Genomic DNA, 11,103 nt, shown 5'->3' with positions numbered 1-11,103 from the left:
GGCGGATGGCGATCGTGATACCACGAGCGCGCTCCTCAGGAGCGTTGTCGATCTGGTCGTAGCTCGTGAACTTCGCCGCGCCGCGCAGCGCCAGCACCTTGGTGATGGCAGCGGTCAGCGTGGTCTTGCCGTGGTCGACGTGGCCGATAGTACCAATGTTGACGTGCGGTTTCGTCCGCTCGAATTTCTGCTTTGCCATGACGTTTCCGTCCTCCTCACGCACAACGCCGGGCTAAGCCGGCGCGTCAGGCTGATCCGTTGGAAATCGGACCAAAATTAAATTCTGGAGCCCAAGACGGGACTTGAACCCGTGACCTCGTCTTTACCAAAGACGTGCTCTGCCAACTGAGCTACTTGGGCATATTGCGAGAGGCGCGGCCAGATTCTAAGAAGAGATCTAGCTCCTTGGCTTCATAGCCGCGCTTCTCAAGTTGGTGGGCCGGGCTGGATTCGAACCAGCGAAGGCGTTAGCCAGCAGATTTACAGTCTGCCCCGGTTGGCCACTTCGGTACCGACCCGCGTCACTTACTTCTCAGCGACGGGGCGCATTATAGTGCAGGTTCTGGCTTTTGTCAAATCAGGCCTGACGCCCGGCGAGTATTGCATCCAGATGCTTTGCGTCGCGCAGGTTCTGCCAGGGCGGCGGCGGCGGCTGAAGCCAATTAATCAGGGTTTTTGGGGCCGTGGCGCGGGCCTGGATGGCGCGGCGCTGCCGGACCAGCGCGGGGAGTTCGGCCAGCGCCATGAGCCGCCCGGCGAGCATGGCGCGCTGGCCGCGTAGCAAGGCATAGGCGCACGCCAGCGCGTCGTACAGCAGGATGTGCGGCAGGCAGCGCGCCAGCAGCGCGGTAGGCAGGCAGCGCACCAGCATGCGGATGCGGTTGCGGCCCAGCAGCCGCTGCTTGAGCGGCGAGCCTTGGCCAGCCGTGGCCGAGTAGATGTGCAGGATGCGGGCCTGGGGCACCGCCACGCTCGGCCAGCCGCGCAGCCGCATGCGCAGCGCCAGATCGGCATCCTCCAGGTAGGCGAAGAACTCGGGCGGTATGCCCCCCGCATCGTCCAGCGCGGCGCGGCGGTAGATCGCCGCGCCGCCGCTCGGCCCCAGGATGGGGCATGGCGCGTCGGGCAGCTCGGCCACCGCGCGCCCGGCCCACAGGTCGAGCGCCACGCCGTCGCGGCGCATGGTGATGCCCGCCGAGGCCACCAGATCGGGGCGGTGGGCGAAGAGCAGCGTGGCCGAGGCCGAGCCAAGCGCGGGGTCGCACCGCATGGGTTCGAGCAGGGCATCCACACAGCCCGGCTCGGCGAAGGCGTCGTCGTTGATCAGCAGGATGAGCTGGCCGCGCGCCACGCGCAGCCCGGCATCCACCCCGCCCGAGAACCCGGTGTTGCGCCCCAGCGCCAGCAGCCGCACATGTGGGTAGTGCTCGCGCACCCAGGGCGCGGTGCCATCGGTCGAGGCATTATCGACCAATATGACCTCGGCATCGGGCGGCAGCTGGGGGCACAGGCAGGCCAGGCAGCGCGGCAGATGCGCCAGGCCATTCCACGTGACGATAATGACCGAGAGTGTGGTAGGTGATTGCATAGGCCTATTGTAGCATCTCCGCCGCGCTGCAACACTGGCGGGCGCGCGGTCGTAGTATGACCAGCGGCGCTCCCCGCATAGGGAGCAAGATAAGGAGACAAGCGATGAATCGACAGCAAGTTGTCGTTGGTTCTGTTCTGATCGGCGTTGGGCTTGTGTGGTGGCTGAACCTGGGCTGGCTGGTGCTGCCCGCCGCGCTGGTGGCGGCTGGCGTGTACGCCTACCTGCGGCAGCGCAGCCAGGGCCAGACGGCGCAGGCCGTGCAGGCTGGCCTGTGGCTCTGCGGCCTGGGGCTGCTCTTCTTGGTGCACCTGGTGTTCCCAGGCGTGCTGCTGCTGGCCGGCGCGAGCATCCTGATGCGCGGGCGCGAGCAGGCGGTCGACGACCAAGTGCAGGGTCTGATCGCCATGGTCAAGGCCCCCAAGGTAGGCTCTGCCCCTGTGCGGCCTGCGCAGCACGTGCCGATCACCGCCGAGAGCGGCAGCGAGGTGCCGAGCACCGGCGAGACCACGCGGCTCTAGCAGCTGCGGCGTGGCGATACTGGCGGCTGGGGTTAACCCAGCCGCCTTTTTATGTCTATGGGATGGGGGTCGATGTCGGCGCGGGGGGGAAGAAGGCGCTGGCCCAGCCGCGCCAGTTGGCCTGCGGCGAGGGCGCGGGGATGGGCGCAGGCGTGGGATCGCTGGCGATGGGCGTGACCTGCGGGAAGCTGGGCAGGATAACCGTGTCGCCCTCGGCGGCGTAGCCCAGCTGCTCGCGCGCCACCTGCGCGGCGTAGGCGGGCGAGGTGGCCACGGCCACCTGGGTGGCCAGCAGGCTGTTCTGGGCCTCGATGGTGGCGATCTCGTCGCGGCGCTGGACCAGCAGCGCATCCTGGCGCGCGCCGGTGAGCACCTGCTCGACTAGGCCCACCAGCAGCCACAGCGAGAGCATGACCAGCGCGGCGGTGGCGATCAGCACGCCGGGGCTGCCGAAGCGCGCCAGGCGGTGGTGCCAGGGCGAGGAAGTGAGTGTGCGCGGACGCTTACGTGCCATGGTTTCTACGACCCCCGATAGGAATAAAACCGCGCAGATCGCTAGCGCCCCATGGGGTGGGGATGCCAGCTGTCTGCGCAGGAGAAGCAGCTCTATAGGATGCCACAGGCGGCCTACTCGCGGGTGCGCGGGGCCTCAAGCAGCAGCGGCTCGTCGATATTCGAGATCATCGCGCTCTGGCCGCGGAACAGCCCGCCCGGCTCGATGTGCAGCGCGGCGGTGGTGATGTCGCCCCAGACCTTGCCGGTGGGCGAGATCTCAAGCTGATCCACTGCGGTGATCTCACCCTTCACCGCGCCCGAAACGTGGACGTTCTGGGCTTTGATGGTGGCGATCACGCGGCCTGTTTCGCCAATAATCAGATTGCCGAGGATCTCGATGTCGCCCTCGATGCTCCCATCAATGCGCACGTTCCCGTCGGTCTTGATGGTGCCGACAAAGGTGGTGTTCGCACCAACGATGGTCTCAGGTTTGCCATTAAGCGCCGGTTGCGGTGCCGCCTGAACCTTCTTATTATTGCCGAACATCGGTCCTCCTGTTTTGCCTCCTAGAGAGGCATAGGTCATTTGCAGCGTGCGCGTGGGGAAGGGCAAAACGACAGCGGCGCACATCCTGCGGGCCTCGACAAGGTAGCTGAGGCGGGGCAATTATACAGAACTTAGGGCCTTTGATCAAATATATAGTCAAAATGATCGGGTGTTGTAGCACCGGCTAGCGCTTTTTGGGGCCGCCCTGCCAGCCCAGCGAGCGCAGGTAGGCGATGTCGGCGGGGGCCAGCGGGGCTATCTCCAGCAGGTCGGGGCGCTTGCGCAGGGTGCGCGCCAGGCGGTGCTGGTGCCGCCATGTGGCGATCGCGGCGTGGTTGCCCGAGCGCAGCATGTCGGGCACGCTGCGGCCCTCCCACTCCAGCGGGCGGGTGTACTGCGGGTACTCCAGCAGGCCGCCGCCAAACGACTCCTCGACCGGCGAGGCCGCATCCAGCACGCCCGGCACTAGGCGCGACACCACATCCAGCACGATCATGGCCGCCAGCTCGCCGCCAGTGAGCACAAAATCGCCCACCGAGACCTCGCGGTCGATCAGGGTCTCGCGGATGCGCTCATCTACACCCTCGTAGCGCCCGCACAGCAGCACCAGCCGGTCGTAGCCCGCCAGATCCTCGGCCACACGCTGGGTGAAGGGCACGCCGTCGGGGGCCATCAGCAGGGTGAGCGTGCGCTCGCCGCCCTGGCCCCTGGCGGCGCGGATGGCGGCGGCCAGCGGCGCTGGCTTCATCACCATGCCCGCTCCGCCGCCGTAGGGTGTGTCATCCACCGACTTGTGCTTATCGGTGGCCCAGTCGCGGATGTTGTGCAGCGCCACGTCGATATGGCCCGCCTGGATGGCCCGCTTGATGATGCTCTCGGTCAGCGGCCCCGCGAACATCTCGGGGAAGAGCGTCAGGATGTCGAAGCGCATGGCTATTCGGCCTCCACGCTGCCCAGGTACTGGTCGAAGAAGGCCGAAACGCGCTGGCAGTAGCCGGGGCGGTCGGCGAAGTAGGCCCCGCAGTGATCGACGCCCTCGTAGACCCACAGCTGCTTCGGCTCGCGGGCGGCGGCGAGCAGGGCGTGGGCCTGCTGCACCGGGATGAGGTCGTCGGCGCTGCCGTGCACCAGCAACAGCGGCCTGGGGCTGATGCTGCCGACCACGTCGATCGGGCGCACCGCGCCGAAGCGGTAGCCGTAGCGCAGGTGGCTCATGGCATCGGCCACGGGCAGCACCACGCTGGCGGGCAGGCGGTAGCGGGCCACGCCGTGCGCCACCACCTCGTGGATGCCGGTGAAGGGGCTGTCGGCCACCACCGCCCGCACCTCGGGGTGCTTGGCGGCCAGCAGCAGCGCGATCGACGCGCCCATGGAGAAGCCCACCAGTCCGAGGCTGGCATCCGGCACGCGCTGCTTGGCGTAGGCCAGGGCGGCCTCGGCATCGCGCAGCTCGTAGTAGGCCAGCGAGTGCTGGGCCACCTGGCTCGCGCCGCGCGAGCGCCAGTCGAACAGCAGCACGTTGTTGCCCGCGCGGCACAGGGCGCTGCCGATGCCCAGCATGTCGGGCTTGGAGCTGTGGTGGCCACCTAGGCCGATCACCACGCGCTGCGAGCCGGGGCAGGGCAGCCACCAGGCGCTCAGGCGCACGCCATCCTCGGCGGTGAGCGTCAGCTCCTCGAAGCCCGCGATCTGGGTCTCGAATGGCGTGAAGGTATATTCCGAAAGCCAGGCAGGCGTGGGGCGGCGGTTCATGCGCTCAAGGGCGTAGATGGCCGCGCCAAACACCAGGCCAGTGGCGCCCAGGGCCGCAAGCGCGGCGGCGCTGCCGATGGCGGCGAGCGCTTTTGATGCGTTGGTATGCTGTAGGTTCATGGCGGGTATTGTAGCACAGCCGCGCTTGGTACGGACAATGACTGATGCTTGCCTTTAGGCGTGAAAGCCCACGGGCCGCAGAAGATCTAGGGCGCCCGCTTCCTCACTATAGAAGGTGCCTCGCGCTGCCATGCCATGATCGCTGTGGTAGCGCATATCGGTGCGCCTGACACCGATCTTTATAGAGCGCTCGGCCTAGTGTATCGACTGGGGCAAACACAACCGCGACCGGGGGAGGAGTTATGGGTGTTGCATCACGAGGGGAAGGTAGACCTTGGGCGGCGTGTACGTGATCTGGGTCTCGGCGCTGGCGCTGTTTCCCGCCCGGTCGAGGAAGCGCGCCGTAATGGTGTAGGTGCCCGAGGCGGGCAGCAGCAGATCGTACCGCTCGCGGTAGGGCTGGGGGTCGCCAAACACGCCGTTCACGCCCAGCTGCACGCTCACGATCCCGCCCGCATCGTCGGCGGCGTGGGCCACCAGGGGGAAGCTGGCCTGGCTGGTGGCGGCGGGCGGCAGCACGCTGTGCTGGCCCAGCGCCGCCACCTCGTCGGCGGCCAGCGCGCGGCGGTAGATCGCCAGCTCGTCCACGCGCACGCCGCTGGCGGCAGCGCCCTGGGCGAAGCGGCCAAGCTCGATTGTCGCGCCTAGGTCGGCGGGCAGCTCCGGGCCGCAGATCGCCGAGGCGAGGCTGCCGTCGATGTACAGCGCCTTGGCTCTCGTCGCCGCATCCCAGGTGAGCACAAAGCGGTGCGGGCCGGGCGCAAGCCCATCGGCCACAGTCAGATCGTTGCGGGCCGCATCGCCGCTGGCAGGCGTGGTCCAGAAGTTCCAGACGGCGCGGCCATCGCCCAGCTCATCGCGGCGCAGGGCCAGGGTGTTGGTGTAGGCCGGCTTTGAATCGGGGCTGGCGCTGGTGGAGAGCAGGTAGGCGTGGCCGCTGCTGGTGCCGCCGTAGCGATCGGGCAATGTGGCCAGCATGGCCACGCTGCCGGTGCCGCTGAGGATGTTGCTGGCGGCGGGCAGGCTGACTGCGTCACCCTCGCGCACGGGCTGACCAAAGCCTAGCAGCAGCAGATCCTGCTCGGCGGGGCGGGCCAGCAGCAGTACATCCTCGGGCGGGGCGGCGGCGATGGTGGCGGTAGGCGGTGTGGTGTCGCTGGCCGCCGCCGCGCCGGGCGGGGTGAAGTCGAACTCACCCGCCAGATCGCTCGACCACAGCCATGGGCTGGCCTCACAGGCGGCGTAGGCCGCGCACGGGTCGCCGCCCGAGCCGTACCAACCGTAGGGGTCGACCTCTTTGCCGTTGTGGCGAACCTCGAAATGCAGGTGCGGGGTACCCTTCACAAAGCCCGTTTTGCCGCTGCTGCCGATCACATCCCCGGCCTTCACGGCCACGCCCTTGTCGGTATCCACCCGGCCCATGAAGCGCCGCGAGAACTTATCCAGGTGCCAGTAGACGGTCTCGTAGCCGCCGGGGTGCACGATCACCACGCCGAAGCCACGGTGGGTGCGGGCGTAGGCCACGCCGTCGGCGGCGGCCACGATCAGCGTGCCGATCGGCTGGTCGGGGAAGTAGAAGTCGTGGCCGTCGTGGCCATCGTACTGCACGCCGCCGCGCCCCATGTAGTTGACCACATAGCCATTATCGCCCGACTTGGTGTCCACGGTGGGGAACATATGGTCGAAGTAGGCCAGGTGCTTGACCTTGGTGCCCGCCTGCCAGGGGCGCTGCAGGAAGCCGCTGGCGGCAACTGGCTCGGCGGCGCGTGCGGCGGGCAGCTGGTTGTTGAAGTAGCGGCCAAACGCCTGGGCGAAGCGCTCGTAGGCGGCCCGCCACTCGGTCTGGCTGCGCCCCTGGGCCAGGAAGCGCTGCACCGCCACACCCTCCATGGCCTGGTCGAGCGTGAGCGTGAGCGTGGTGCCATCAGTGAAGCGCAGGGTGGGCGGGACGTCATAGGGGCCGTACCCAGCGCGCAGCTCTGCGCCCGCCCAGTCGATCTGGGCCGCAAAGCCTTCTGGCCCGCCGCTGCCGAAGGGCTGGCGCAGGGCGGCGGCGCTAGGCGCGGGCGAGCTGACAAGGCCGCTGCAGGCCTCCAACAGGGCCAGCACCAGGCGCACGCTCACGCCGTAGTAGCTGCCCGCGCCCTCGATCATCTCGGCGGCGCTGGCCCCGCCCTCGCTGTAGCCCTTCAGCGGGCCGGGCTGGGCGTCGAGCCAGGCCTGCACCTGGTTCTCGGGGGGGATGGGCGGCGGCGGCTCCTGGGCGCGGGCGGGCGCGGCCATGGCCAGCAGGGCCACGGCGCAGATCAGCCAGCGGCCAAGGCGCGGCCAGATCGGTTGGGTGCATCGGTGTGACATGTGGTCGGCGTCTGTGTGTGCGGGACCGCGCGCATCGTAGCACGGCCCCGCGCCGCCGTCAACACGGGGGGAGCCGTTTTACCACGAAGGCGCGATGCAGGCCACGCACCCAAGCGGCGTAGGGGCGGATCTTGTGTCCGCCCTCACCGCCACGCGCCTTCGCATCGCCCCGCCTGATGCACAGCGATGCGAAGGCGCGGGTATCTCCCCCGCCCCTTCACCACATTTCCTCTCCCCGGCTTCGTGCCTTCAAGTCGTCGTGGTGTCCGTCCTCCTTCGCGCCTTGGTAGTGCCTAGCTACCGCCCAGCGAACAGGATGGTAGTCTCGCCGATGATAATCTGCGCGCCATCGGCGAGCGGGGCAGAGGAGCCGGGGTAGATCACCTGGCCGCCCAGCCGCGCGCCGCCCTCGGCCTCGGGCAGCACCTCCAGGCTGAAGCCGCGCTCGGTGCGGCGCACGCGGGCGTGGTTCCAGGCCGCGCGGCGGTCGGGCAGGTAGAGGTCGCAGCCGTCGCTGCGCCCGATCGAGGCGGTGTCCGTCACCTCGCGCACCAGCCCGGCCTGCGCCCCGCTGAGCACGCGCAGCTCGGCACCGGCCAAGGCGTAGCGGGCCAGCGGGATGCACGCGCCGATGCACGCGCCCAGCAGCATGAGGCCCACGCCGCCCGCCAGCATCTGCACCTGCTCGCCCTGGCCCAAGAACAGCAGCGTGAGCGCCTCGTAGAGAGCGCCGCCCACGGCGCCGCCCGCCGCGCCGCCCGCCGCGCCGTGGGCGGCCCGCCGCAGCCGCCGCGAGAGCAGCGGCTCGCCCAGGCCGATGGCCAAGCCCAGCAGCATCCAGCCCAGGGTGCGGCCCACGAAGCCGCCGCCGATGGCTAGAAAGCCCAGCTCGGCCAGCACCAGGCCCAGCAGGCCCAGCGCCGCGCCGGAGAGCGCGCCGCGCAGCATGTCGGCCACGGCCCGCCGGGCGCGGCGCTTGACCAGCGCGCCCTCGGTGGCGGCCACGCAGCCTGCGATGGCCGCGCCTAGCCCAGCCCCCACCAGTGGGTAGGCCACCCAGATGCCCAGCGCGTCGGTGGGCAGGCTACCCATCAGCCACCAGCCCAGCAGGCCGCCCAGCGCGCCCAGCACGGCGGTGTAGTAGATCTGCAGCACCTTGCTCATCGCAGCGCCTCCGTCGGCACGCGCGAGCCGCAGCCCGCGCAGAATTTCACGCCAGGGCGCAGCGGCTTGCCGCACTGGTCGCAGAAGCGCGGCGGGTCGGGCGGGGCCAGCTGGGGTGCGGCGGGCGCGGGCTGCTCCTTGCGCCGCACACGCCCGCGCACGAGACGGGGGGCCACCAGCAGCCCCAGGATGGGCAGCAGCAGCAGCAGCGCCAGCGCGGGGCTGGAGCGCACGTGGATGAGGTGCTGCTCAAGGTAGCTGCCGCCTGCCGCGCCCGAGCCAGCGGCCTGCACCCGGATGTCGCGCCGCGTGCCGTCGAAGGTGGGGCGCGGGCTGCGGTAGGTGATGCGGTACTCGGCCTGCATGCTGGCCGCCAGCGAGCGGTAGAGCGTGGCCAGCTCGCCCGCCGAGGGCGCGTAGATGTACTGCCCGCCCGTCGCCGAGGCGATCTGCTGCAGCACGCCCTCGTCGATGCCGGTCACATCGTCGTCGGAGCTGCGGTCGCCCAGGCCGATCACCTGGATGGCGACCCCGGCCTGCTGGGCCACCTGGATGGCCTGGGCCAGCGTGTGCTCGCTGATCGGGGTCGGGTCGCCCATGTTGATCTGGTCGCGCCCATCGGTCAGCAGGATGAGCGCGCGCCTGCCGCTGACCGAGGCCAGCTGCTGCACGCCCACCACGATGCTGTCGTACAGCGCGGTAGAGCCCTGGGCCTCCAGACCCTCGATGCTGCTGCGCAGCGTGGCGACCGAGCGGGTGGGGCTGGCCAGCAGCCTGGGCGCGTCGTCAAAGGCCACCACGCCCGCCATATCGCCCTGGCGCATCTGGCCCACGAAGGCCAGCGCCGCCTCCTTCGCGCCATCCATCTTGCCCGCCTGCGCCATGCTGCCCGAGCGGTCGATGGCCAGCACGGCGGTGAACGGCTCGCCACCGCCAGCGAAATCGCCGATCGTCACCGGCTGGCCATCCTCGGTGATCCGAAAATCGCTGGCGGTCAGCCCGCCCACAGGCGCGCCGCCAGCGCCGGTCACGCTCACATACAGCGTGATATCGGGGTAGGATGCCGTGTCCACCTGCGTCACCCGCGCCTCGGGCTGCTGGCCCTGGGCCGCCGCTGGGGCTGCGCTGGCCAGCAGCAGCGCGCCGACGAGAAGCACTCGTTTCATCTGCTCCACCTCGTGTCTGGAAACTATCGCTGCTGCTAGGACGATGGGCGGGGCGATTTCGATCCAGCCATGCGGCGGCAATTTTGGCGCAAAAAAGGGCCACATAGTAATACCACATGGCCCATCCCAGCGCGCTACGGCTACTGCTGGAGCTGCGACTGCGTGCGCGACGAAAGCGTCACCTGGGCCTCGCGCTGCTCGCCGCCCTGCAGCTCATAGTAGCTCACTGTCACCGTGTCGCCAGGCACAGTGTTCAGCTCCAGGTACGAGACTAGATCGTCGGTGGAGGTCATCTGCACGCCATTGATCGCGGTGAGGATCGCGCGGTCGCCGATGCCCGCCTGGGCCAGCGGGCCGCCGCGCGCCGCCGCCACCAGCAGGCCGCTGCTGGGCAGGCTGTTCTGCTGCGCCACCAGCGTGGTGATGTCCGAGCCATTGCCGGTGTTGAACAGCACGCCCATGTAGGGGTGCTCGTACTGGCCATCGCGGATGAGCGCGGGCGCGACCTTCTTCACCAGATCGACCGGCACGGCGAAGCCGATGCCCGAGCTGGTGCCCGACTGCGAGAGGATGGCGGTGTTCATGCCGATCACATAGCCGCGCGAGTCGAACAGCGGCCCGCCGGAGTTGCCGGGGTTGATCGCCGCGTCGGTCTGGATGGCCCCGCCGATCGAGTAGGTCGAGCGGCTCTCGCTCTCCTCGATGGTGCGGCCCAGCGCGCTGATGATGCCCACCGTCACCGTGCGGTTCTGGCCCAGCGGGTTGCCGATGGCCACGGTGCGCTGGCCCACACGCACGGTGGAGGAGTCGCCCAGCGACAGCGGGTGCACATCGTCGGGGATCTGCTCGACCTTCACCACGGCGATGTCGCTGTCGGGGTCGGTGCCCACCACCTGCCCGATGGTCTGGAACAGGCCGGTGAATGACACCAGCACGCGCCCGCCGCTGCCCGCGACCACGTGGTTGTTGGTGATGATGTAGGGCTGGCCATCGAACTCGGCCAGCCAGCCCGAGCCGAGGCCCGAGCCCTGCTGGGTCTGCACGTCGATCCGCACCACGGCAGGCCCGGCGCGGTCGGCGATGTCGGCCACGATCTGCTCCTCGGCATCCAGCACGGCCTGGGCGCTGGGCGGCGTGGCGGTGGAGAGCTGGGCCACGGGCTGGGCCTGCACCTCGCCCGCCAGCGTGTCGGCGGGGGTGGGCGTGGGCGTGGCCACCACCAGCACGGTGGCCACGGCGGGCGCGGCGCTGGGCTGCGCCGCCGCAGGCACCTGGGTGGCGCGGCCCGCCGATGTGGTCACATCGCAGGCGCTGAGCGTGAGCGCCAGGGCCAGCGCGCCGCCTGCGGCGATCAGCGGGGTTCGAATAGTATGCAGCATAGTTGGGTTCCTCT

At 69.5% G+C, this 11,103-nt stretch carries 11 protein-coding genes and 2 tRNA genes; 1 reads left to right on the top strand and 12 read right to left on the bottom strand.

Annotated elements, in window-relative coordinates; genetic code table 11:
- From tuf to F8S13_14540, 4 genes are all read right to left on the bottom strand, one after another.
- Positions 1 to 199 (bottom strand): elongation factor Tu (gene tuf / locus F8S13_14555; GenBank protein ID KAB8142761.1); only part of this gene is annotated, 199 nt, incomplete at its 3' end.
- A gap of 85 nt (positions 200 to 284) precedes the next feature.
- Positions 285 to 360: transfer RNA gene (locus F8S13_14550), tRNA-Thr, on the bottom strand.
- Positions 361 to 432: 72 nt separating this feature from the next.
- Positions 433 to 518: transfer RNA gene (locus F8S13_14545), tRNA-Tyr, on the bottom strand.
- Positions 519 to 577: 59 nt separating this feature from the next.
- Positions 578 to 1,588 (bottom strand): glycosyltransferase family 2 protein, encoded by a 1,011-nt coding sequence (locus tag F8S13_14540; protein ID KAB8142760.1) that lies wholly within the window; start codon positions 1,586 to 1,588, stop codon positions 578 to 580.
- A 104-nt stretch (positions 1,589 to 1,692) separates the two neighbouring features.
- Here F8S13_14540 and F8S13_14535 point away from each other — a divergent pair, with 104 nt between their 5' ends.
- Entirely contained in the window at positions 1,693 to 2,109 is a 417-nt protein-coding gene (locus F8S13_14535) for a hypothetical protein (protein ID KAB8142759.1), read from the top strand.
- 55 nt (positions 2,110 to 2,164) lie between these two features.
- On the opposite strand, the gene F8S13_14530 is transcribed toward F8S13_14535, so the two are convergent.
- The 8 genes from F8S13_14530 to F8S13_14495 form a co-directional block, all read right to left on the bottom strand.
- Positions 2,165 to 2,623 carry a septum formation initiator family protein gene (locus tag F8S13_14530; protein KAB8142758.1) on the bottom strand — a complete coding sequence of 153 codons (459 nt, stop codon included), beginning with the start codon at positions 2,621 to 2,623 and terminating at the stop codon, positions 2,165 to 2,167.
- Between the two features lie 113 nt (positions 2,624 to 2,736).
- Positions 2,737 to 3,150 carry a polymer-forming cytoskeletal protein gene (locus F8S13_14525; GenBank protein ID KAB8142757.1) on the bottom strand — a complete coding sequence of 138 codons (414 nt, stop codon included), beginning with the start codon at positions 3,148 to 3,150 and terminating at the stop codon, positions 2,737 to 2,739.
- Between the two features lie 184 nt (positions 3,151 to 3,334).
- Positions 3,335 to 4,081, bottom strand: a complete 747-nt coding sequence (gene trmD / locus F8S13_14520) for a tRNA (guanosine(37)-N1)-methyltransferase TrmD (GenBank protein ID KAB8142756.1) — start codon at positions 4,079 to 4,081, stop codon at positions 3,335 to 3,337.
- A 2-nt stretch (positions 4,082 to 4,083) separates the two neighbouring features.
- On the bottom strand, positions 4,084 to 5,022 hold the full coding sequence (locus F8S13_14515; protein ID KAB8142755.1) for an alpha/beta fold hydrolase: 939 nt from the start codon (positions 5,020 to 5,022) through the stop codon (positions 4,084 to 4,086).
- Between the two features lie 240 nt (positions 5,023 to 5,262).
- Positions 5,263 to 7,380 carry a peptidoglycan DD-metalloendopeptidase family protein gene (locus tag F8S13_14510; GenBank protein ID KAB8142754.1) on the bottom strand — a complete coding sequence of 706 codons (2,118 nt, stop codon included), beginning with the start codon at positions 7,378 to 7,380 and terminating at the stop codon, positions 5,263 to 5,265.
- A gap of 297 nt (positions 7,381 to 7,677) precedes the next feature.
- Positions 7,678 to 8,544 carry an FHA domain-containing protein gene (locus tag F8S13_14505; protein KAB8142753.1) on the bottom strand — a complete coding sequence of 289 codons (867 nt, stop codon included), beginning with the start codon at positions 8,542 to 8,544 and terminating at the stop codon, positions 7,678 to 7,680.
- Positions 8,541 to 9,815 carry a VWA domain-containing protein gene (locus tag F8S13_14500; GenBank protein KAB8142752.1) on the bottom strand — a complete coding sequence of 425 codons (1,275 nt, stop codon included), beginning with the start codon at positions 9,813 to 9,815 and terminating at the stop codon, positions 8,541 to 8,543. The genes F8S13_14505 and F8S13_14500 overlap by 4 nt, the downstream gene beginning before the upstream one ends.
- 35 nt (positions 9,816 to 9,850) lie before the next feature.
- Positions 9,851 to 11,089: a trypsin-like serine protease gene (locus F8S13_14495; protein ID KAB8142751.1), complete on the bottom strand. Its 1,239-nt coding sequence runs from the start codon at positions 11,087 to 11,089 to the stop codon at positions 9,851 to 9,853.
- Between the last annotated feature and the right edge of the window lie 14 nt (positions 11,090 to 11,103).

Source organism: Chloroflexia bacterium SDU3-3 (assembly GCA_009268125.1).
Classification (GTDB): domain Bacteria; phylum Chloroflexota; class Chloroflexia; order Chloroflexales; family Roseiflexaceae; genus SDU3-3.
The sequence above is the reverse complement of the archived record's forward strand: the minus strand, read 5'-3'. Positions and strand labels throughout refer to the sequence as shown.